Genomic DNA, 20189 nt, shown 5'->3' with positions numbered 1-20189 from the left:
TGCAGGCTGCCGGTCACGTTTGGCGGCGGAATCACCACAGAAAAAGGCTCACCCGGTGCCGCAGGATCCGGGTGAAAGGCGCCGCTGCTCTCCCAGGCGTGCTGCCAGCGGCTTTCCGTGCCCACTGGGTCGTAGGTCTTGGGCAGGGCCGCTTCAGGGGCTGGGGCAGACAGCTCGGTCACGGCGGTGGCGGCAGGCACTCGGGCCATGGTCGCAAAACGGGCTGAGGCCAGGGATAATTAAGCCGTAGAGCAAGGCAATGCCGCATCCCCGGGCCCCCTCACAGGCGACACGACGGGTGGCATCGCGCTGCGTACCCGTGCTGGCCTCGCTGCTTCTGCTCGGTTGCGGCGCTGGCGATGGGCTGCCCAACGAGCTTTACCTCGGGGTGGAGGTGAACCCCGACGAGAGGATCGACGCCGGGCTGCGCGCCGACACCCTGCAGCGGCTGGGCGGGCTGGAGGCTGGCTACCGCCAGCTCCACCCCAACACCCGCTTTCAGTTCAGTCATTACCCCGAGAAAGAGCTGGAGTGGGCGATCCGGCGCCGCAACCTGGCCGGGCTGGGCCCCGATCTGTTGCTCCTCAACGGGGACGCAGCCGTGCGGATGCTGAACGCAGGAGTGATAGCGCCCTACCCACAAACAGGGGTGGATCTCAACCCATTCGATCCCCAGGTGCTCGATCGGCTGCGCAACCCCTCCGGAGATCTCGCCGGGCTGCCATTGCTGGTGGAAACCCAGCTGGCCTGCTTCAACCGCCGGCGACTGCCCACCGCGCCAGCCACCCTGGAGCAGCTGCTTGACACGAGTGCCAAGGGCCATCCTGTGGGCCTCTCGATGGAGGACTACAACCTCTTCTGGACAGTCGGCAGCCTTGGTGCGGTCGACGCCATCAATACAGCCGCAGCCGGCAGGCAACCCAGCTGGGCCCAGCAGCAGGCGATCGAGCGCTGGCTCACCTGGCTGCAAAACGCCAACATCCAACAGCGCGTCACCTTCTACGCCAGCCAGGCCTCGGCTGAAGCGGAATTCCAGGCGGGCCGCCTCGACTGGTTCCCCTGCCGCAGCGCGTCCATACCGCGGCTGCGCAAAGCTCTGGGGGATGGGCTCGGGGTGGCGCTCCTGCCGGGCGGCGAGTGGGGTGATGCGAGTCCGATCAACAAGCTGCGGGTGTTGGCCCTCGGCACCAATGCCAGCCGCAGCAGCCGCGAGCGGGCCCTGGCCTTCAGCCGCTTCAGCGTGAACCCCCTGAGCCAGAGGAGTCTCACCCTGGGCTCCCAGGTGGTGCTGCCGGCCAACCGCTTCGTGAGGGTGCCGGTGAGCAGCTCGACAGTGCTCAGCGCCATGGTGACCTCGGCCCAGCAGGGCAGCCAAACCAACACCCTGGAGGAGCTGATGCACAGCAACGATCCCCGAATGGCCGAGATCCAGACCCTGCTCACCACGTTGGTGTTTGGAGAGATGCAGCCCACCACGACCGGCCAGAGGCTGGTCGCAATCCTGCGGAACCGGCCATGAGAGAGCTGTTGCTGGAGGTGCTGGGCTGGCTGGGCTATCTGGAGCGGCCCACCGTTCTGCTGCAACTGGCTGTGGCGATCGGGCTGATGGTGTTGCGGCGGTTTGCGGCGCGCCGAAACTGGCTACGCCAGCTGCGGCCACGGGCCTTCACCCCCCTGGCGCTTGTGGTGCTGGCGGCCAGCTGCCTGCTGCTGGCCCTCCTGGGGCTGCCCTACGGACTCAGCGGCCAGCTGGGAGTGCTCTGGCTGGGCTGGTACGGCCTCAACCAGCTGCAGCCGCTGCTGCAACGTTGCCTCGGCGCGAAAACGGCGCGGCAACTCGAGAGCCGCCTGCTGCGACCTGGCTATCTGCTGCTGGCGGCCCTGATGCTGATCACCTCCGTCGACAGCATCAATGATCTGGCCGTGGCCCCCCTGGGCAGCATGCTGGGTGTGCCCGTCGATGCGGGCAAGCTATTCAATGCCGCCCTGATCACCTACCTGGTGCTGGTGGGCTCGGGGCCACCTGCAACGGGCGTGGCCTGGCTGGTGCAACGGGTCCTGCCATCCAGCGATGGCAGCCGCAAAGCCTTGGAGTTGATGCTGCGCTACACCGTGGTGGGCTTGGGCCTGGTGGCCGTGGGGGTGCAGCTGGGCCTCAACACCACCGCCCTGATCGCCGTGGCAGGTGGCCTGTCAGTGGGCCTTGGCTTCGGCATCAAGGAGGTGTTCTCCAACTTCATCAGCGGCATCTGGCTGCTGTTCGAGGGCTCCGTGCGCCCAGGAGAAGTGTTGATGCTCGATGGCGATCCCTGTGAAGTTCGAAGTCTTGGACTGCGTGCAACCTTGCTTTGGCGTGATCGTGACAATGCCGAGCTGCTAATCCCGAACCAGACCTTCTTCACGCAGGCGGCCACCAGCTACACCGCTAGCGACCGCATGCGCCGCAGCCAGGTAAGCATTGGCGCCGCCTATCACCACAACCCAGTAGAAGTGATTGCTCTACTCGAGGCCACAGCTCTCGAAGTTGCACGGGTGCTTCCCCAGCCAGCACCCAAAGCCCTATTGCTGAACTACGGCGACTCCGCTATTAATTACTGCCTGCGCTTCTGGATCGCCAACCCGATGGACAACGTGGGCATCTGCAGCGAGGTGAATCAGGCGATCTGGCGGGCCTTCCGCGATAGCAGCATTGAAATTCCTTTCCCACAGCATGTGGAATATTCCATGCAATGGCCACCCGGAGCGCCATCAAACCAATAAATTCACTTAGCAGCAGTCCTAAGGCGATCTACTGTTTTTTCCAGCAGCTCAATCGATACATCCTCTGCCGAATCCAAGTCAGACAGCCCGAAAGGGTTGTCGATATCATCAATCAAGCGCAGGAGTAAAATAACAATAAAGGAAATTACAGCAAGAAAAAAGACAGACTCTGGAAGGCTTTCCGCTCTCGCCATCACCAAGCCCGCGAACAAAAGCACTGCAGCAATGTCCGCCATCCAATAAACAAGAGGCACAAATGTAGTGTCGCGTATGGTCTGCACTCTATTGACCTTGGCAAGTATTACCGCTAAATCCTGCATAAGCCTTCCCCTCAACGTAGATGCGTCGCCCTTGAAATGCACCGCAACACGCACCACGTCTGCATGGGTTTGAGTGTGGCGCGCCAGCATTTGCTCTGTAGTAATCCGCTCCTTCAACCAATCCAGCAAGGACTGGCCAAGCCCAGTTAGCGCGGCGAGGGCTGCAGCAATCTGGATCTCGGGGTGATAGACCTGAATTGCACGAACCTCCAAATTAAGCGTCTGAAGACAGGTTGCTAGTTCGGCAGGTATTTTCTCGCTTTCCTTAAAATCAGTGAGCACACCATTCAACAAGAAGCCCAATAAAAAGATCGTCGAGGCAACCATCGCCGAAAACAGCGGATTAATACTTAATCGCTCAAGACCGAAGAAGTGAACCGCAACTTTGATGCCACAAAGCACAAGAACCTGGAAAAAGACGCCACGCACCTTTCGCAAGCGCCTAAGTCTGGCGGCTGAAAACCTAATCAGAGGCAACCTCTTATTTTGACGCGGGGCAAACTTCAAGTTTTTTTCCATTTAGGTAACAATTACAGTCTTCGTCTCCGTTCAGAGGGTGTTGCAGAACACAAGCAGGGGCTCGCCGCTCTGCGCCTTTACTTCGCCTTAACCCCTAAATCTCTGCAAAACCATGATTGAAGCCTTCCTGGTCGCGATCCGCACCAATGAAGATTTGCAACGCCAGTTGCGCAGTGCCACCACGGCGGCTGACCTGGCTGCGGTGGGCGCTCAGGCAGGCCTGACCATCGAACCTGCTGCGCTGGTGAAGGGCTTCGCCCAGTTGCTGCTCGAGAGCGACGACGCCATGTCCGTCCGCAACTTCGACAACCTCGGCTGGGACATGGGAGAGCTGCTATGGGCAGCCAAGACCTGGGAGCGCCCCGATCAGGCCTGAGCGAGCCGGCCCAGGTAGCTCTGATAGCTGCCGGCATTGATCCAGCCGGTAGCGATCGTTTTGGTGTGCTCCTCGCTGACCCTGCCTCGGTGGATGTGGGAAGGGCCAGCCGGAAAGATCACGAGCTTGCCCCGCTCAGCCGGCTCGTGGTGATCCTGCCAATGAAATTCGGTGCCTCCGTTGGGCACGTCGTTGCAATAGAGGATCCAGGCCAGCACCCTGTGTACCGGTTCAGTGGCCTCGTCGCTGATTGTCCAGTCGCAGTGCCAGTGCTTGAAACCCTCACCAGGGGCGTAGCGCTGCAGGTTGAAGATCGGATTCACAAACAGCTCCTGCTCCGGGCAGCACTGGCGAAAGAGGCCACGCTCCTGCAGGTAGCGCTCCAGCCCAGCCGTTACGCCGCGCAGGATCACCTCCGCCAGGGCGAAGGCCTCAGGATCGGAGCGGTCGATGGCCACCAGGCTGATATCGGTGGAAATTTTGGCGGGCTCAGTTTTGCCGCCAGGGCCAAAGGCCACCCCGGGCCGCCGCAGGTCAACGCGCCGCTCATAAAAGGCCATCACCCCATCGGCGAGGGCCTCGAAGCCGGCATTGCGATAGGTAGCTAGCAGGTTCATCGGGAGAGCTCCTGCCAGGGAAGGGCCAGGGCCGCCTCCAACTGCTGCCAGCGCTGCGGCTCCGCCGCGACCCTTGCCAGCAGACCCAGCCGCTCCAGAGCCTCCACCACCCGCCCATGATCCAGGGGGCCAGCAGGCCCTAGGGGCAGCACCAACACCTGGGGCTCGGCGGGATCGGCAAGCACTCGCAGCTCCAAATCCTCCAGCTCGCGCTCAAAGAAAACTCGCCGCATGCGGCCGGTGAGCCCTGGCCCCAGCGCCTCGGCATAGGCCTCCAGCGAGTCACGATCACCGCTGCAACCGCAATTGAGCGCCAACCAGATCAGCAGCTTGGCCCAGCTATCAGCTGTCCAGAGCGGCTGAAAGCTATCACGGTGCTGCCGCACCAACTCGCCAATGGCGAAATCAAACAGGGTTGCCTGCAGGTTGATGGCATTCATGCCTGCCATCCTGCCCAGCTGCCGGCAGACTGCACGGGCATGCGACTGCCCCACCCATGGCCCTCGACTTCAACGACCCCGATTTGGAGTTCAGCGATCTCGTTTACGCCTACCAGAGCTGGGTAATGGCGGTGATCAACGACGAAAAGCTCGGCGGCGAAGAAACCCTGCTCACCGACGAGATCACTGACGACGCCCTCAACGCCATGCGCTTTCTGCCCGGCGAAGTGACCAGCGCCATCGAAACCAGCCTCGCCCGTGTCTACGACGTAGATGCCGACGAACTCGCCAGCCTGCTGTTCCCAGAAGGCTGAAGCCCCCATATGGAGCGCCCCAGAAATGCGCGATGCCGGGTTCGAACCAGCGACATCCTGCTTGTAAGGCAGGCGCTCTACCGCTGAGCTAATCGCGCGGTGTAGGCAAAATACACCCCATGGCTCAGGCCCCACTTCAACGCAAGCTGCGCTGGCAACTGGAGGCCCTCGGGGTGCGGCTGCTGCTGCTGGTGCTGCGGGGGCGCTCCCACAGCAGCATGGGCCGCGGCATTGCCCAAGCCCACCGGCTAGCCAGGCCCTGGCTGCGGCGGCGCCACACCACGGCGATCGCCAACCTGACGCGGGTCTATGGCGAGCAGCTCAGCCAGGGCGAGCGGGAAGCCATCGCCGAGCAGTCGATCAACAGCTTTTTTCTCTCCTGCCTCGAATCGATCATCCAACCGGTTGACGCCTGCTTGATCAGCGCTGAGGGGGAGGGGCTCGACGAACTATTGCGGCTGCATCGCCAGGGCCAGGGGGTGATCGTGGGATCGCTGCACCTGGGTTGCTGGGATCTGGGGCTGCGCTGGCTGAGCGAACAGCTGGACACCCCATCTGTCGTGTACCGCCCCGCCCGCAACCCATACAGCGACGAGCTGCTCAACCGGGCCCGCCAGGCCAACAGCTACTGCAACTGGATTCCCCAGGCCGATGCCAGGTCAATGTTTCGCTGCCTACATCGCGGCGGCAGCCTCGTGGTGATGACCGACCTTTACAGCCGCAACAGCGAAGTGCAGGTCGACTTCCTCGGCCTGAGCACCAACTTCGTCAAAGGGCCTGCGGCCCTTTCGCAGAAATCGGGTTGCCCCCTGTTTCCCGTGGCCCAGGTGCGGGAAGCCAACGGCCACTTTCGGCTGATCTTTGGCGCACCGCTATGGCCCGGCCAGGGTGCCGCTGCCCTGAGCGACCAGCTTGCCGCCGTAGCCCGCTGGCACGAACCCCTGATCCAGGCCTATCCGAAGCAGTACTACTGGATCAACCGGCGCTGGCGAACGGGCGATGGCAGCGGTGAGCGGCTGCGGCCCATCGGCCCACCCGGGCGCTGATCGATGGCCAGCGGCCGCAGCCACGACCGAGCCACCTGGCTCCTGAGCCTCCCCTTTGGGCTGCTGTGGTGGCCCTGGCTGGGGTTAGCGGGGGTGAGCGTGGCCGGCCTGAGCTTTCTGCTAGGTGGCCTGCTGCTCTCCCCCGACCTCGACACCCGCTCCAACCCCACCCGCCGCTGGGGACCGTTGCGGCTGCTCTGGTGGCCCTACCGCAACCTGCTGCGCCATCGCTCCCTGATCTCCCACAGTCCCCTGCTGGGCACCAGCGGGCGCCTGGCCTACCTGGCGGCGCTGCTGCTGGTGAGCTGCCTGCTGCTGCAACCCCTCGGTGGGCCAGCACCCCAGCAGCTCCTGGCCACCGCCCAGGCGCTCTGGCAGGGCGAGCGTCCGCTGCTGCTGGCCGCCCTGGTGGGCCTGGAGGCCAGCAGCTGGCTGCACCTGATCCAAGATGGCGACCCGATGCCGCGCCTGCCCCGCCTGCTGCGCCGCCGCCGCCGCCGATGAACCCCCAAACCCAGACCCCAGCCCCCCTTGAGGCCCTAGCTGAGCTGATCGCCGTGGTGGCTCGCCTGCGCGACCCCGAGGGCGGCTGCCCCTGGGATCTGGCGCAAACCCACGCCTCCCTGGTGCCCTACGTGCTGGAGGAGGCCCACGAGGTGGCCGATGCGATCCGCTCGGGCGACGATCACCACCTGGCGGAGGAACTGGGCGATCTGCTGCTGCAGGTGGTGCTCCACGCCCAGATCGCCAGCGAGGCAGGCAGCTTTGATCTGGCCCAGATCGCTGCAGGCATCAGCGCCAAGCTGGTGCGACGCCATCCCCATGTGTTTGGTGGTGGCGAGCCGGCCAGCTGGGAGGAGATCAAGGCCGCAGAAAAACCCCAACCCGCCTCCACCAGCCCGCTCAGCGATCGGCTGGCCGGCAAGGTTCGCGGCCAGCCAGCCCTAGCCGGTGCCATGACGATCTCCAAGCAAGCCGCCGCGGCCGGCTTCGAGTGGGATGACATGGCAGGGGTGTGGGCGAAGGTGCACGAGGAGCTCGACGAGCTCAAGGAAGCTGTGGCCTCCGGGGATCGCCGCCATGCCCAGGAAGAGCTGGGCGACGTGCTGTTCACCCTGGTGAACGTGGCGCGCTGGTGCGGCATCGAACCGGAAGCCGGCCTGGCGGGCACCAACAGCCGCTTCCTCGATCGTTTCTCCCGGGTGGAAGCAGCCCTGGATGGCGACCTAAAGGGCCGCAGCATCGGCGAGCTCGAAGGCCTCTGGCAACAGGCCAAAGCCGAGATACGCGCTGAAAACACGCCAACGCCAGGCTGCTAAGCCCTGAGCGCAACAGCCTCGCAAGTTCCGTACAACCTGTACAGATTTAGGGACACCCAGCCAACACCTCAGTCCTCCGGCAGCTGAGTACGGGCCCCCCGCTGCCCCTTGATCGCACCACGCTGCTTCTTGGCCGCCAGACGCCGCTGCACTGAACCACGGGTGGGCCGAGTCGCCCGACGCGGTGGTGGTGGCGGCTTGATCGCCTCCTGCAGCAGCTCCACTAGGCGCCGCTGGGCCGCCACCCGGTTTTGCCATTGGGAGCGGTGCTCACTTGCCGCAATCACCACACAACCTTCCACCAGCTTTCCCTCCAGTCGCCCCAGGGCCCGGGCCTTGATCGTGGGCGGCAGCGCCGCAGAGGCCGCCAGATCAAACACCAGCTCCACCCGTGAATCGGTGGTGTTCACGTTTTGGCCGCCGGGGCCGGAGGAGCGAGAAAAACGCCAGGCCAGCTCGGCGGCGCCGATCACCAGCGCTGGGGTCAGCCGCAGATCCGCCGTGGGTCGCAGGGGAGCCATGGATTCAGGGCAGCCAGGAAATCAGGGGAGCCAGGAAATGAGCCTGTCACGGCCAACACACCGGCGATGCGCAAGGCTGGAGACTGCGAAATTTTGGCAATGGGCTGGATCGACGAGGTCTTCGACGGCGTGCGCTACGGCCTGGAGGGCACGGTGGTCGCCGAACAGGATTCAGCCTTCCAGAAGGTGACGATCATCGACAGCCAGCGCTACGGCAAGGGCCTGCTGCTCGATGGCTGCTGGATGACTGCCGAGCGCCAGGAGCGGCACTACCACGAGGCGATCGTGCATCCGGCACTTTGCAGCGCGGCGAGCATCGAGCGGGTGCTGGTGATCGGCGGCGGCGATGGTGGCACCGCCCGCGAGTGCCTGCGCCACGCCGGCGTGCAGCACCTCGACCTAGTGGAGATCGACGGCCTGGTGGTGGAGTGGAGCCAGCAGTACCTGCCCAGCATCGGCGGCGGCTGCTGGATTGACCCCCGCTTCCACCTCACCGTTGGCGACGGCATCGCCTGGGCCGCCAATGCCCCTGAAGCCAGCTACGACGTGGTGATCGTGGATGGCTCAGACCCCGCCGGCCCGGCCGAGGGCCTGTTCAACCGCGCCTTCTTCGAGCACTGCCGCCGCATCCTGCGGCCCGGCGGCGTGTTCGCCACCCAGAGCGAATCACCCGAGGCCTTCCGCCAGGTGCATATCGACACGGTGAAGCTGATCCGTGAGGTGTTCGGCCACGCCGATCCGCTGTATGGCTGGGTGCCCATGTATCCCAGCGGCTGGTGGAGCTGGACGTTCGCCGCCACAGACGGCCGTCGCTATTTGCAGCCGGATCCCGCCCGCGCCGCGGCCGTCGACTGTGGCTGTGAGATCTGGTCCCCCCGCTGGCAGCGCGGCGCCTTTGATGCTGTGCCCGCCGCCATCGAGCGGGAGCTGGGCTGATGTTTGAAACGGATCTCTTTGACCAAGACGGCGCCATTTACATGGGCAGCCAGCGCGACCCCGCCGGCTGCCGGGTGGGTCTGTTCGGCGTGCCCTACGACGGCACCACCTCCTTCCGCCCCGGCACCCGCTTCGGGCCGGCGGCAATCCGCGAGGTGAGCAGCGGCCTGGAGAGCTACTGCCCCCAGCTCGATCGCGACTTGGAGGAGCTGGCCATCGCCGACCTCGGCGCGGTGGAGATCCCCTTCGGCGCCCCCGAGCCGGTGGTGGCGGCCGTGAAGGCCGCCACCGAAGCCGTTCTGGCCCTGGGGCTGAAGCCCCTGATGCTGGGTGGCGAGCACTCGATCAGCTCCGGCGCAGTGGCGGCCGTGGCGGCCCGGCACCCCGATCTGGTGCTGGTGCAGCTCGATGCCCACGCCGACCTGCGCCAGGAATGGCTCGGCGCCCACCACAGCCATGCCTGCGCCATGCGCCGCTGCCTGGAGGTGCTGCCCAGCCAGCAGCTGCTGCAGATCGCCATCCGCAGCGGCACCCGCGAAGAATTCAGCGAGTTGAGGAGCAGCGGCCGCCTGGTGGCCATTGAGCGGATGGCCGAAAGCCTGAAACCCCTGCGCGGCAAGCCCCTCTATCTCACAGTGGATCTGGATTGGTTTGATCCAGCGGTGATGGCCGGCACCGGCACCCCGGAGCCCGGCGGCTTCCTCTGGCGGGATTTCGCAGCCCTAGTGGAGGAGCTGCGCCACCACAACCTGGTGGCCGCCGATGTGGTGGAGCTGGCGCCGATGCTGGATGCCACCGGCGTGAGCAGCGTGCTGGCCGCCAAGGTGGTGCGCAGCCTGCTGTTTCTGCTCGACCGTTAATGCCGAAAGCCGATCAGTAGCAGCAGGTGCCGCTGGTGCGCTGCTCACGCAGGCGCTCGTGCTGCTGGCTGATCAGCAACACCGCCAGAGTCGGGTGGTTGTGCAGCAGGTTGAGGAAGCGCAGGCGATCGAGCCGCAGGATCTCAACAGGGGTACGGGCCACGGCTTCGTTGCGATAAATGCCGTCGCGCCAAAGGATGTCTTGATAGCTAAACAGCTCTCCGGGGCGATAGCAAAGCCTCTCGCCGCTCTCGCCTATCACTTCAATGATGCCGCGGCGCATCCCATAAATCGAGTCGGCCCGGGAGCCCCTGGAAAACACCTTGGAGCCGGTGGGCAGGGTGAGAACTTCGCAATCCACTTGAGCCGCCAGCAGCTCCAGCGAAGTCGTGATCGTTACCGAAGCAACCATGCTCCTCCACCCCCTAATCGAAACCACATGCCCTTAATAGAGCTATACCGCCCCGGGCGCCTAGCTATGGCGAGCACAAAAGCCAAATAGGCCCCAAAACCGGGACAAATTACGGATTTGCTTTAGCTTTTGCCAAAGGCTGATTCAAGGCTGAGCTGCTGGTTCGGCTGGGCTGGTGCTGGTGTCCCCCCAGCTGCTGGCGCCGCATTAATCGCAGGCAGCCGCGGCGGCCGGGCCGTCCAGTGGTGGCACCACAGCTCCAGCGCCAATTCGGGATGGATCGGCAACTGGCGCAGCTGACACCAGCCGAATTCAGCGCCACTGGGTGGGGCGCAATGGCGGCAGCTGCAGCAGCAAGGGCGCTGACCCATCCAAGGGAGAGATCTGGTCTCTTAAGTTATGGACGTTTGGTCAAAGTGGTATCGAATACAGCGAATCTTCCAGGTTCCTTATTGATTCCGCAGGCCTGCATAGGATCCGGCCATGGGTTTAATCCGCACCCCTCTGTTTGAAGCCGCCCAAACCGCGGGTGGCCGGATGGTGCCCTTTGCCGGCTGGGAGATGGCTGTGCAATTTGAGGGCTTGGTGGCAGAGCACCAGGCCGTAAGGCGCCGCTGCGGCATCTTCGATATCTCCCACATGGGGGTGCTGACCCTGCGGGGCGCAGGCGCCAAAGAAGCCCTGCAGGCTCTGGTGCCCACCGACCTGTTTCGCATTGGCCCCGGCGAGGCCTGCTACTCAGTGCTGCTCAACGAGCGGGGCGGCATCCGCGACGACCTGATCGTTTACGACCGCGGCTGGCAGGCGGATGGCCAGTGCCACGAACTACTGCTGGTGATCAATGCCGCCTGCGCCGCAATCGACACGGCCTGGATCCGCAGCCAGCTGGAGCCCCTTGGCATCCATGTTGAAGATCGCAAAAGCGATGGCGTGTTGCTGGCCCTGCAGGGCCCGGAGGCGGCGGCCCGGCTGGAGGAGTTGGCGGGTACCGACCTGAGCGGCCTGCCCCGCTTCGGCCACCGGGAGCTGAAGCTGGCTGGCGCCAGCGCCTTTGTGGGCCGCACTGGTTACACCGGTGAAGACGGCTTCGAACTGCTGCTGAACCGGCCAGACGGCCTGCTCCTATGGGACAAATTGCTGGCCAGCGGCGTCAGCCCCTGCGGCCTCGGCGCTCGCGACACCTTGCGCCTGGAAGCGGCCATGCACCTCTACGGCCACGAGCTGGATGAGCACACCACACCCCTGGAGGCCGGCCTGGGCTGGCTGGTGCACCTGGAAATGCCCAAAGCCTTCATTGGTCGCGAGGTGCTGGAGCGCCAAAGCGCCGCGGGGGTCCAGCGGCGCCTGGTGGGATTGAAGCTGCAGGGCCGCGCCATCGCCCGCCATGGCTACCCGGTGCTGGCTGCCGGGGCTCCAGTGGCTAGTGAGCCGGTGGGGCACATCACCAGCGGCAGCTGGTCACCCAGCCTCGAAGAAGCGATCGCCCTGGCTTACGTACCAGCCAGCGCCGCCAAGCTGGGCACCGAGCTGGCGGTGCAAATTCGAGGCAAGGCCGAGCCAGCGCTGGTGGTGAAGCGTCCCTTCTACAAGCGCTGACGCCACCGGGTGGGACAATCGCCCATTCACTCCGGATCTCAGCATGCGCAGCCACGGATGCGGCGACCTGCGTCACGACGCCAGCGGCCAGGCCGTGCAGCTCTGCGGCTGGGTAGACCGATGTCGTGACCACGGCGGCGTGATTTTTGTCGACCTGCGCGACAGCAGCGGCAGCGTGCAGATCACTGTCGATCCCGACAATGGCGCCGAGATGTTCGCCATAGCGGAGCACCTGCGCAACGAAACGGTGATTCAGGTGGCCGGCAAGGTGCGGGAGCGACCCGCCGATGCCATCAACGACCGACTGGCCACCGGCCGCATCGAGGTGCTGGCCAGCGCCATCACCGTGCTCAACGCCGTGAAGGGCAACCTGCCCTTCCCCGTGTCGGTGCACGACGAGGAGAACACCCGCGAAGAGCTGCGGCTGCGCCACCGCTACCTCGACCTGCGCCGCGAGCGCATGAACAGCAACCTGCGCCTGCGCCACCGCACCGTGCAGGCGATGCGCCGCTTCCTTGAAGACCATGGCTTTATCGAGGTGGAAACCCCGGTGCTCACTCGCTCCACCCCCGAGGGCGCCCGCGACTACCTGGTGCCCAGCCGGGTGTGCGGTGGTGAGTGGTTTGCGCTACCCCAGTCGCCCCAGCTGTTTAAGCAGCTGCTGATGGTGGGCGGCCTGGAGCGCTACTACCAAGTGGCCCGCTGCTTCCGCGACGAAGATCTGCGGGCCGATCGCCAGCCGGAATTCACCCAGCTGGACATCGAAATGAGCTTCATGGACCAGGAGCAGATCCTGGAGCTCAACGAGGCCCTGATCGCCTCGATCTGGAAGGCCGTGAAAGGGGTGGAGTTACCCCGTCCCTTCCCGCGCCTCACCTGGCACGAGGCGATGGCGCGCTACGGCACCGACCGGCCCGACACCCGCTACGGCCTGGAGCTCACCGACGTCTCCGACCTAGTGGCCGGCATGGGCTTCAAGGTATTCAGCGGCGCCGTGGCCGCCGGCGGCTCCGTGAAGTGCATCGCCGTGCCTGGTGGCAACGACGCCATTAGCAACGTGCGCATCAAGCCCGGCGGCGATGTGTTCAGCGAGGCTCAGAAGGCTGGGGCAGGCGGCCTGGCCTTCATCCGCGTGCGCGAGGGCGGCGAGATCGACACGATCGGCGCTATCAAGGACAACCTCACAGAAGACAAAAAAACCGAACTGCTGGCCCGCACCGGTGCCACCCCCGGCACCCTGCTGCTCTTCGGCGCCGGCGATACCGCCACGGTGAATAAGGCCCTCGATCGAGTGCGCCAATTTCTGGCCCGCGAGCTTGGCCTGGTGCCGGCCGACCGTGACAACGACCAGTGGAATTTCCTCTGGGTGGTGGATTTCCCGATGTTTGAGTTCAACTCCGGCGAAAACCGCCTAGATGCCTTGCACCATCCCTTCTGTGCCCCCAACAGCGCCGATCTGGGTACTGATCCCGCCGCCTGGGCCAACACCCTGCCCACGGCCCGCGCCCAGGCCTACGACCTGGTTCTCAACGGCCTCGAGCTGGGCGGCGGCTCGCTGCGCATTCACGATTCGGCCCTGCAGCGCCAGGTGCTGCAAACCATTGGTCTGCCCCTGGAGGAGGCCAACCAGCAGTTCGGCTTCCTGATGGACGCCCTCGACATGGGTGCCCCACCCCACGGCGGCCTGGCCTACGGCGTAGATCGGATCGTGATGCTGCTGGCGGGCGAGGAATCGATCCGCGACACGATCGCCTTCCCCAAGACCCAGCAGGCCCGCTGCCTGATGACCGGCGCGCCTGGCGGTGTGGCCACCAAACAACTAGACGAGCTGCATGTGGCCAGCACCTGGAGCGAAGAAGACGAAAACTGAAAGCCAAAACAAAACGGGGCATTTGGCGCCGCAGCTGCCCAGCGCAGCAACGGTGAAGTACCACTAATCCATTGGGCGTGCCCCACACTCCCACCAGCACCGATCCGGTGCGGCTTTACCTGCAGGACATCGGTCGGGTGGACCTGCTTACCCAGGAGCAGGAGCTCACCCTGGCCCGGCTGGTGCAGCGGCGAGAACAGCTACTGCGCGAGGGCGATCCAGACAAAGACGAACTGGCCGACAAAGAGCGACGGCTGACCCTGCACCGCGGCAAAAGGGCCAAGGAGCGGATGATCCAGGCCAATCTGCGACTGGTGGTGTCAGTGGCCAAGAAGTACCAGCGCCGGGGCATGGACCTGCTGGATCTGGTCCAGGAGGGCACCTTGGGACTGGAGCGGGCCGTGGAGCGCTTTGACCCGACCCGGGGGTTTCGCTTCAGCACCTACGCCTACTGGTGGATTCGCCAGGGCATCACCCGGGCCCTTGCCAGCCAGAGCCGCACAATCCGGCTGCCGGTGCACATCACCGAGAAGCTCAACCGAATTAAACGGGCCCAGCGTGAACTCAGCGCCCGGCTTGGCCGCCTGCCCTGCGTGGCTGAAATCGCCCAGGAGCTGAATCTCAGCGAAGCGCTGATCCGCGAAACCCTGCTGCAGCTGCCCAAACCCGTCTCCCTGGAGGCCCGAGTGGGCAAGGAACACGATATGCAGCTCGGCGATCTGCTGGAAGATGGCCACGGCACACCTGAGCAGGAACTCGCCCGCGAGCAGCTGCACAACGACCTCGAGGCCCTGCTTGAAGACCTGAGCAGCCGCGAAGCCGAGGTGATCCGTCAACGCTTCGGGCTAGTAGACGACACTCCCCGCAGCCTGACTGAAATCGGCGCTGCCATGCAGCTTTCACGGGAGCGGGTGCGGCAGATCGAATCTCGGGCCCTGCTGAAACTGCGCCAACCCCAGAATCGCTGCCGCGTGAAGGATTATCTGGGAAGCCTCGACTAACCCAAGCAATCCGGGCTAAAACGAAGTCACTACGGATAAGTCGCCATGGCAACCGACATTGACATCGGCATCCCGGAAGCCCAGCGGCTGGAGATCGCCGCAGGCCTGGGCCGCGTGCTGGCCGACAGCACCGTGCTCTACGCCAAAACCCACGGCTTCCACTGGAACGTCACCGGGCCGATGTTCAACACCCTGCACTTGATGTTTATGGGGCAGTACACCGAGCTCTGGAACGCCCTAGACGCCATCGCCGAGCGCATCCGCGCCCTTGGCTGCCCGGCCCCCTTTGGCGGCGCCACCTATGGCCAGCTCTCCTCAATCGCCGAAAGCCAGGGTATCCCGGCAGCCTTGGAGATGGTGCGCGAGCTGGTCCTCGGCCACGAGGCGGTCGCCCGCACCATCCGCGGCGTCATGGTCACCGCCGATGGGGCCAACGACCAACCCACCGCCGACCTGCTCACCCAGCGGCTGCAGATCCACGAGAAGACCGCCTGGATGCTGCGCAGCCTGCTGGAGGCGTAATCCGCTGGTGCCGCTGGGATCGGCCGGTCGGCGCCCGCTGCGCGGGCCATACCGGCCTCACCGCAGCGGCACCAGCAGACCAGCGAGCCTCCGCAGGCCCGGCCGAGCCTTTCAACACCCGAACCAGGCACCAAGAAGGCATGTGGCTCCTGTGGGGTTGGCTGCGGTGAGCGCGGTGTTGCCCGCGCAGCGGGCGTGACCGCCGAACCCAGCCAGGCCCCGCAGGCGCAAGGGAGCCTTGGAAGGCCCGGTACATTGAAGGGTCAGCTACCGGGATATGAGCAAGTTCGTCTTTGTCACCGGCGGCGTGGTGTCGAGCATCGGCAAGGGCATCGTGGCCGCCAGCCTGGGGCGCCTGCTCAAGAGCCGCGGCTACAGCGTTTCGATCCTCAAGCTCGACCCGTATCTGAACGTGGACCCGGGCACGATGAGCCCGTACCAACATGGTGAGGTGTTCGTCACCGAGGACGGCGCCGAGACCGATCTGGATCTGGGTCACTACGAACGCTTCACCGATACCGCCATGTCGCGCCTCAACAGCGTGACCACTGGCTCGATTTACCAGTCGGTGATCAACAAGGAGCGCCGCGGCGACTACAACGGCGGCACCGTGCAGGTGATCCCCCACATCACCCGCGAAATCCGCGAGCGCATCCATCGGGTAGCCGCCAACAGCAATGCGGACGTGGTGATTGGCGAGATCGGCGGCACGGTGGGCGACATCGAATCGCTGCCGTTTCTTGAGGCGATACGCGAATTCCGGGGCGATGTGGGCCGCCAAGACCTGGCCTATGTGCACGTCACCCTGCTGCCCTTCATTGGCGTTTCGGGCGAGCTCAAGACCAAGCCCACCCAGCACTCGGTGAAGGAGTTGCGCTCAATCGGCATCCAGCCCGATGTGCTGGTGTGCCGTAGCGACCGGCCCGTGAGCGACGAGCTGCGCCGCAAGATAGGTGGCTTCTGCGGCGTGCCGCAGCGGGCCGTGATCCAAGCCCTAGACGCCGACAGCATCTACGCGGTGCCGCTGGCGATGGAGCAGGAGGGGCTCTGCCGCGAGGTGCTCGATGTGCTGCAGCTCAGCAACGCTGAAAGTGACATGGCCCGCTGGCAGGAGCTGGTAACCAAACTGCGCCACCCCGGCCCGGCGGTGAAGGTGGCGCTGGTGGGCAAGTACGTGCAGCTCAACGACGCCTATCTATCGGTGGTGGAGGCCCTACGCCACGCCTGCCTGGATCGGGATGCTTCGCTTGATCTGCACTGGGTATGCGCCGAGCAGCTTGAAAGCCAGGGCGCAGAAGCCCTGCTGGCCGGCATGGATGCGGTGGTGGTGCCCGGCGGCTTCGGCAACCGCGGTGTGGACGGCAAGGTGGCTGCAATCCGCTGGGCACGGGAACAGCAGGTGCCCTTCCTGGGCCTGTGCCTAGGCATGCAGTGCGCCGTGATCGAGTGGGCCCGCAACCAGGCGGGCCTGGCCGGTGCCACCAGCGCCGAACTTGATGCCGACACGCCCCATCCGGTGATCCACCTACTGCCTGAGCAACAGGACGTAGTTGATCTGGGCGGCACGATGCGACTGGGCGTTTACCCCTGCCGGCTAGCTGCAGACACGATGGCTCATCGCCTTTATGGCGACGAAGTTGTATACGAACGCCACCGCCACCGCTACGAATTCAACAACGCTTACCGCAGCCTCTTCATCGAATCGGGCTACACAATCAGCGGCACCTCGCCAGACGGCCGCTTAGTTGAATTAATCGAACTACAGAGCCACCCATTTTTCACAGCCTGCCAATATCACCCAGAATTTCTCTCCCGCCCCGGCAAGCCTCACCCCCTATTTCGCGGCTTGATTGAGGCCGCCCAGCAGCGCCTGCCCAACCAAGCTCATCAGGACTGACTATTTCACCAAACCAACTTGGCAACCGAAATTAACTAGATTTGCTTAAGAGAGTCTGTTTTATCTTTAAATTCTCCAAGCAGAAGTTGCAGGTAAGTTACCTTGCGCAGCTTGATATTGGCCGTAAGTGACATGCCCACTTGCAAAGGCAGGCTCTTGCCAGATTTCAGCTTTAGCTGCTGAGTATCGAGTGCAATCGTGGCTGGGAAGCGATAGGTCTGATTGCGCTCATCTGGGGGCAAAGCATCGGAGCCAATGCCCTTAACGTTGCCAAGCAGCACGCCGAAATCGGTAGCAGGGAAGGAATCGATGCTGATATCGGCAGGGCGACCAACTCGCACAAAACCAATATCGCTGCTCTCAATCTCCACCTTGGCCTGGAGCGCATCAAAGGGAACAATCTTCATGACCGGCTCACTACCTTGGGCAACAAAGCCAGGGCCCGTGGGCTTGAGATCAAACACCACCCCATCCACCGGGGAACGCACATCCTGGTAGCGGATATTGACCTGCAGCTCAGTGAGCTTGCTGCCTAGATCGGCAAGCTCGCCTTTGATCTGCTCCAGAGCCTGCTCGATGATCGCAATTTGACGTAGGCGATCTACCTTGAGCTTGGCGATCTCGCCATCCACCTCACGCACCTTGTTGCGCTGTTGCAAATACTGCAACTCCGCAGAGGCCCCAACTGCCTTGAGGCCCTCAAGCCGCTGCAGGATTTCGGTTTCAAGCACGAGGTTCTGGCGCGTCACCGTCTGCTCGGTGTCGTTGAGGTTGAGATAGCGAGCCAGCTCCACCTCCTTGAGACGCAGCTGGGCCTTCTTAGCGGTGATGGTGGTACGCAAACTCGCCTGACGGTCGATGGTGGCCTCGTTGTCGAGGCGCAGCAGCACCTGGCCCTGGCTGACTCGCTGACCGTCCTTGACCAGCATGGTTTCCAGAACACCGCCCACCGGCATTTGGATGGTTTTGACATCGCCGATCGGCTGGAGCTTGCCAGAGGCGACAACCACCTCGTCGGTTTTGGCTAAGGCAAGCCAGGCCAGGCCAGCAGCTGTGGTGCCCAGCAAGGCCCAGGTGATAGCTCGCGCTAAAAAGCGCGACTGCTGCAGCGCCATCTCCTCATGGCTGGTCTGAACCCGGCGCTCAATAGCGTTTTGGGCGCGGCGCACAATCGACATCAGTTGACCTCCTGCTGGCGGTAAAGGGCGTAATAGCGACCGCGGCGCTCCATCAACTCATCGTGGGTGCCCGTTTCCACGATGGCTCCTTCGTGCATCATCACGATTAGCTCGGCGCGGCGGATGGTGGAGAGCCGGTGGGTAATAAAGAAAACGGTGCAGTGCTTGAGGTTGTCGAGCAAGTTGTCGCAAACGCGGCGCTCGGTGTCGTAGTCGAGGGCGCTAGTTGCTTCATCGAGCACCAGCAGCCGGGGCTGGGAGAGCAGGGTGCGGGCGAGGGCCAGCCGCTGCCGCTGGCCGCCGGAAAGGCCGGCGCCGCGTTCTCCCACAGTGCTGCTGTAGCCCGCAGGAAGCTCCATGATGAAATCGTGGGCGCAGGCCAGACGTGCCGCCTGCACGATCGCATCACTGCTGGCATCGGGATCGGTGAGGGCAATATTCTCTGCCACCGTGCCAGTGAATAGCAGGGGCTCCTGGGGCACGATGCCGATTTGGCGCCGCAGAGAGTAAAGCTCAACTTTGTCGATGTCGTAGTTGTCGATCAGGATCCTGCCGCTACCTGGTGAATAGAGGCGTGCCAGCATTTTGGTGAGGGTGCTCTTACCGCTACCGCTCTGACCCACCACCCCCACAAAGGTGCCGGCGGCGATGGTGAAGTCGATGTGACGCAACACCTGGGTCCCGCCGGGGGTGAAGGAGAAGCAGAGGTCGTCAAAGCGCACCTCGCCGGCGATGGGCGGCAGAGGAATCTTCTGCTTATCAGCCTCGTCTGATTCCTCCGGGGTGTCGACCACATCGGCAAGGCGCTCAAAGGAAACCTTGAGCTCCTGGATGCTCTGCCAGATCGAAGAGAGCCGCAGCAAAGGCTGGGTGACGTAGCCGGAGATGATCCGGAAGGCGATCAACTGGCCCAGGGTCATGTCGCCGGAAAGCACCAAAGAGGCACCCACCCAGAGCACCAGCAGCTGGGAGAGCTTCTGCAGCACCTGGGAGGTTTCGTTAAGGGCCGTACCGGTGATTGTTTTTTCAAAGGTGCGGGAGATGTATTTGCCGTAGAGGTCTTGCCACTTCCAGCGGCTGATCATCTCGACGTTCTGGGCCTTCACCGTCTGGATGCCGGTGAGCACCTCAACTAGGTGGCTCTGGGTGCGGGCGTTCTCCTGGGCCGCATCGCGGTATTGACGGCGGAAGAGGGGAGCCCCCAGCACGGTGAGGCCGATCTGAATCGGCAGCACACACAGGGCGATCAAGGTGAGCAGCCAGCTGTAGATCAGCATCACGGCGATATAGATCACCGAGAAGGCCGTATCGAGCAGGGTGGTGAGCGCTTGGCCGGTGAGAAAATTACGGATCTTCTCCAGCTCAGCGATACGGGTGCCGAGTTCGCCCACGGGGCGGCGGTCGAAGTAATTGAGCGGCAGCCTCAGCAGGTGATCGATCACCTCGGCGCCGAGGCGCAGGTCGATGCGATTAGTGGTTTCGCTGAATAGGAAGGTGCGCAGGGCTCCGATCAAACCCTCCATCAAAGTCACCACCACCAAGGCAAAGCCCAGCACCTGCAAGGTATCGAGGCTGCGCTGGTTGATCACCTTGTCGATGATCACCTGAATCAGCAGGGGGTTGGCCAGGCTGAACAGCTGCACCACAAAGGAGGCGATCAGCACCTGGGTGAGGATGCCGCGGTA

23 protein-coding genes and 1 tRNA gene are annotated in these 20189 nt (G+C 64.0%); 14 read left to right on the top strand and 10 right to left on the bottom strand.

Features of this window, described 5'->3' with window-relative positions; translation table 11 throughout:
• The coding region (locus KBY85_RS12610) for a hypothetical protein (RefSeq protein ID WP_254961837.1) at positions 1–209 on the bottom strand (209 nt) is incomplete at its 3' end.
• Positions 210–319: 110 nt separating this feature from the next.
• Here KBY85_RS12610 and KBY85_RS12605 point away from each other — a divergent pair.
• Both KBY85_RS12605 and KBY85_RS12600 read left to right on the top strand, forming a co-directional pair.
• Positions 320–1519, top strand: coding sequence for an extracellular solute-binding protein (locus tag KBY85_RS12605; RefSeq protein ID WP_254961836.1), 1200 nt, complete (start codon positions 320–322; stop codon positions 1517–1519).
• Entirely contained in the window at positions 1516–2760 is a 1245-nt protein-coding gene (locus KBY85_RS12600; protein WP_254961835.1) for a mechanosensitive ion channel family protein, read from the top strand. The genes KBY85_RS12605 and KBY85_RS12600 overlap by 4 nt, the downstream gene beginning before the upstream one ends.
• 2 nt (positions 2761–2762) lie before the next feature.
• Here KBY85_RS12600 and KBY85_RS12595 read toward each other — a convergent pair whose 3' ends face one another.
• Positions 2763–3509 carry a hypothetical protein gene (locus tag KBY85_RS12595; protein ID WP_254961834.1) on the bottom strand — a complete coding sequence of 249 codons (747 nt, stop codon included), beginning with the start codon at positions 3507–3509 and terminating at the stop codon, positions 2763–2765.
• A 202-nt stretch (positions 3510–3711) separates the two neighbouring features.
• Between KBY85_RS12595 and KBY85_RS12590 the strand changes: the two genes are divergently transcribed.
• The gene (locus KBY85_RS12590; protein WP_254961833.1) at positions 3712–3975 is read left to right on the top strand and encodes a Nif11-like leader peptide family natural product precursor; all 264 of its coding nucleotides are present in this window, start codon (positions 3712–3714) and stop codon (positions 3973–3975) included.
• Here KBY85_RS12590 and KBY85_RS12585 read toward each other — a convergent pair.
• Positions 3966–4592, bottom strand: coding sequence for a 2OG-Fe(II) oxygenase (locus KBY85_RS12585; RefSeq protein WP_254961832.1), 627 nt, complete (start codon positions 4590–4592; stop codon positions 3966–3968). The genes KBY85_RS12590 and KBY85_RS12585 overlap by 10 nt on opposite strands.
• Entirely contained in the window at positions 4589–5041 is a 453-nt protein-coding gene (locus KBY85_RS12580) for a protein phosphatase (protein ID WP_254961831.1), read from the bottom strand. Before KBY85_RS12580 ends, KBY85_RS12585 begins: the two co-directional genes overlap by 4 nt.
• Before the next feature lie 47 nt (positions 5042–5088).
• Between KBY85_RS12580 and KBY85_RS12575 the strand changes: the two genes are divergently transcribed.
• Positions 5089–5346: a hypothetical protein gene (locus KBY85_RS12575; protein ID WP_254961830.1), complete on the top strand. Its 258-nt coding sequence runs from the start codon at positions 5089–5091 to the stop codon at positions 5344–5346.
• Positions 5347–5372: 26 nt separating this feature from the next.
• Here the strand turns inward: KBY85_RS12575 and KBY85_RS12570 are convergent.
• Positions 5373–5444: transfer RNA gene (locus KBY85_RS12570), tRNA-Val, on the bottom strand.
• A gap of 21 nt (positions 5445–5465) precedes the next feature.
• On the opposite strand from KBY85_RS12570, the gene KBY85_RS12565 reads away from it, so the two are divergent.
• The 3 genes from KBY85_RS12565 to mazG are packed head-to-tail and all read left to right on the top strand — an operon-like array spanning position 5466 to position 7711.
• Complete coding sequence (locus tag KBY85_RS12565; RefSeq protein WP_254961829.1) at positions 5466–6392, top strand: lysophospholipid acyltransferase family protein; 927 nt, start codon at positions 5466–5468, stop codon at positions 6390–6392.
• Between the two features lie 3 nt (positions 6393–6395).
• A complete protein-coding gene (locus tag KBY85_RS12560) occupies positions 6396–6896 on the top strand; it encodes a DUF2227 family putative metal-binding protein (RefSeq protein ID WP_106502659.1) in 501 nt (166 codons plus the stop codon).
• On the top strand, positions 6893–7711 hold the full coding sequence (gene mazG / locus KBY85_RS12555) for a nucleoside triphosphate pyrophosphohydrolase (protein WP_254961828.1): 819 nt from the start codon (positions 6893–6895) through the stop codon (positions 7709–7711). Before KBY85_RS12560 ends, mazG begins: the two co-directional genes overlap by 4 nt.
• 68 nt (positions 7712–7779) lie before the next feature.
• Here the strand turns inward: mazG and arfB are convergent, their stop codons facing one another.
• The gene (gene arfB, locus KBY85_RS12550) at positions 7780–8232 is read right to left on the bottom strand and encodes an alternative ribosome rescue aminoacyl-tRNA hydrolase ArfB (RefSeq protein ID WP_254932484.1); all 453 of its coding nucleotides are present in this window, start codon (positions 8230–8232) and stop codon (positions 7780–7782) included.
• A 66-nt stretch (positions 8233–8298) separates the two neighbouring features.
• On the opposite strand from arfB, the gene speE reads away from it, so the two are divergent.
• Both speE and speB read left to right on the top strand, forming a co-directional pair.
• Complete coding sequence (speE, locus tag KBY85_RS12545) at positions 8299–9168, top strand: polyamine aminopropyltransferase (RefSeq protein ID WP_254932483.1); 870 nt, start codon at positions 8299–8301, stop codon at positions 9166–9168.
• Complete coding sequence (gene speB / locus KBY85_RS12540) at positions 9168–10028, top strand: agmatinase (protein ID WP_254932482.1); 861 nt, start codon at positions 9168–9170, stop codon at positions 10026–10028. The genes speE and speB overlap by 1 nt, the downstream gene beginning before the upstream one ends.
• Before the next feature lie 13 nt (positions 10029–10041).
• On the opposite strand, the gene KBY85_RS12535 is transcribed toward speB, so the two are convergent.
• Complete coding sequence (locus KBY85_RS12535) at positions 10042–10440, bottom strand: Crp/Fnr family transcriptional regulator (RefSeq protein WP_254932481.1); 399 nt, start codon at positions 10438–10440, stop codon at positions 10042–10044.
• A 122-nt stretch (positions 10441–10562) separates the two neighbouring features.
• Complete coding sequence (locus KBY85_RS12530; protein WP_254961827.1) at positions 10563–10811, bottom strand: hypothetical protein; 249 nt, start codon at positions 10809–10811, stop codon at positions 10563–10565.
• A 112-nt stretch (positions 10812–10923) separates the two neighbouring features.
• Here KBY85_RS12530 and gcvT point away from each other — a divergent pair, with 112 nt between their 5' ends.
• The 5 genes from gcvT to KBY85_RS12505 all read left to right on the top strand — a co-directional run bounded on the left by gcvT (position 10924) and on the right by KBY85_RS12505 (position 17326).
• Positions 10924–12036: a glycine cleavage system aminomethyltransferase GcvT gene (gene gcvT, locus KBY85_RS12525; protein WP_254961826.1), complete on the top strand. Its 1113-nt coding sequence runs from the start codon at positions 10924–10926 to the stop codon at positions 12034–12036.
• Between the two features lie 43 nt (positions 12037–12079).
• Entirely contained in the window at positions 12080–13906 is a 1827-nt protein-coding gene (aspS, locus tag KBY85_RS12520) for an aspartate--tRNA ligase (protein ID WP_254961825.1), read from the top strand.
• Positions 13907–13977: 71 nt separating this feature from the next.
• Positions 13978–14907, top strand: coding sequence for an RNA polymerase sigma factor, RpoD/SigA family (locus tag KBY85_RS12515; RefSeq protein WP_254961824.1), 930 nt, complete (start codon positions 13978–13980; stop codon positions 14905–14907).
• 45 nt (positions 14908–14952) lie between these two features.
• Positions 14953–15429, top strand: coding sequence for a Dps family protein (locus tag KBY85_RS12510; protein ID WP_254961823.1), 477 nt, complete (start codon positions 14953–14955; stop codon positions 15427–15429).
• Between the two features lie 277 nt (positions 15430–15706).
• Positions 15707–17326 carry a CTP synthase gene (locus KBY85_RS12505; RefSeq protein WP_254961822.1) on the top strand — a complete coding sequence of 540 codons (1620 nt, stop codon included), beginning with the start codon at positions 15707–15709 and terminating at the stop codon, positions 17324–17326.
• Between the two features lie 35 nt (positions 17327–17361).
• Here KBY85_RS12505 and KBY85_RS12500 read toward each other — a convergent pair whose 3' ends face one another.
• Positions 17362–18504, bottom strand: coding sequence for an HlyD family secretion protein (locus KBY85_RS12500; protein WP_254932416.1), 1143 nt, complete (start codon positions 18502–18504; stop codon positions 17362–17364).
• A partial coding sequence (locus KBY85_RS12495; protein WP_254961820.1) for a peptidase domain-containing ABC transporter occupies positions 18504–20189 on the bottom strand: 1686 nt, incomplete at its 5' end. The genes KBY85_RS12495 and KBY85_RS12500, both read right to left, overlap by 1 nt.

Source organism: Cyanobium sp. BA5m-10 (assembly GCF_024346255.1).
Taxonomy (GTDB): domain Bacteria; phylum Cyanobacteriota; class Cyanobacteriia; order PCC-6307; family Cyanobiaceae; genus Cyanobium_A; species Cyanobium_A usitatum.
The sequence above is the reverse complement of the archived record's forward strand: the minus strand, read 5'-3'. Positions and strand labels throughout refer to the sequence as shown.

Coding starts and splice junctions, on each gene's coding strand:
- speE (WP_254932483.1), top strand. CDS start 8,299: ATGCGCAAGGCTGGAGACTGCGAAATTTTGGCAATGGGCTGGATCGAC.
- gcvT (WP_254961826.1), top strand. CDS start 10,924: ATGGGTTTAATCCGCACCCCTCTGTTTGAAGCCGCCCAAACCGCGGGT.
- KBY85_RS12560 (WP_106502659.1), top strand. CDS start 6,396: ATGGCCAGCGGCCGCAGCCACGACCGAGCCACCTGGCTCCTGAGCCTC.
- KBY85_RS12575 (WP_254961830.1), top strand. CDS start 5,089: ATGGCCCTCGACTTCAACGACCCCGATTTGGAGTTCAGCGATCTCGTT.
- KBY85_RS12580 (WP_254961831.1), bottom strand. CDS start 5,041: ATGGCAGGCATGAATGCCATCAACCTGCAGGCAACCCTGTTTGATTTC.
- KBY85_RS12535 (WP_254932481.1), bottom strand. CDS start 10,440: ATGGTTGCTTCGGTAACGATCACGACTTCGCTGGAGCTGCTGGCGGCT.
- mazG (WP_254961828.1), top strand. CDS start 6,893: ATGAACCCCCAAACCCAGACCCCAGCCCCCCTTGAGGCCCTAGCTGAG.
- arfB (WP_254932484.1), bottom strand. CDS start 8,232: ATGGCTCCCCTGCGACCCACGGCGGATCTGCGGCTGACCCCAGCGCTG.
- KBY85_RS12590 (WP_254961833.1), top strand. CDS start 3,712: ATGATTGAAGCCTTCCTGGTCGCGATCCGCACCAATGAAGATTTGCAA.
- KBY85_RS12500 (WP_254932416.1), bottom strand. CDS start 18,504: ATGTCGATTGTGCGCCGCGCCCAAAACGCTATTGAGCGCCGGGTTCAG.
- speB (WP_254932482.1), top strand. CDS start 9,168: ATGTTTGAAACGGATCTCTTTGACCAAGACGGCGCCATTTACATGGGC.
- aspS (WP_254961825.1), top strand. CDS start 12,080: ATGCGCAGCCACGGATGCGGCGACCTGCGTCACGACGCCAGCGGCCAG.
- KBY85_RS12505 (WP_254961822.1), top strand. CDS start 15,707: ATGAGCAAGTTCGTCTTTGTCACCGGCGGCGTGGTGTCGAGCATCGGC.
- KBY85_RS12565 (WP_254961829.1), top strand. CDS start 5,466: ATGGCTCAGGCCCCACTTCAACGCAAGCTGCGCTGGCAACTGGAGGCC.
- KBY85_RS12585 (WP_254961832.1), bottom strand. CDS start 4,592: ATGAACCTGCTAGCTACCTATCGCAATGCCGGCTTCGAGGCCCTCGCC.
- KBY85_RS12510 (WP_254961823.1), top strand. CDS start 14,953: ATGGCAACCGACATTGACATCGGCATCCCGGAAGCCCAGCGGCTGGAG.
- KBY85_RS12530 (WP_254961827.1), bottom strand. CDS start 10,811: ATGGGTCAGCGCCCTTGCTGCTGCAGCTGCCGCCATTGCGCCCCACCC.
- KBY85_RS12600 (WP_254961835.1), top strand. CDS start 1,516: ATGAGAGAGCTGTTGCTGGAGGTGCTGGGCTGGCTGGGCTATCTGGAG.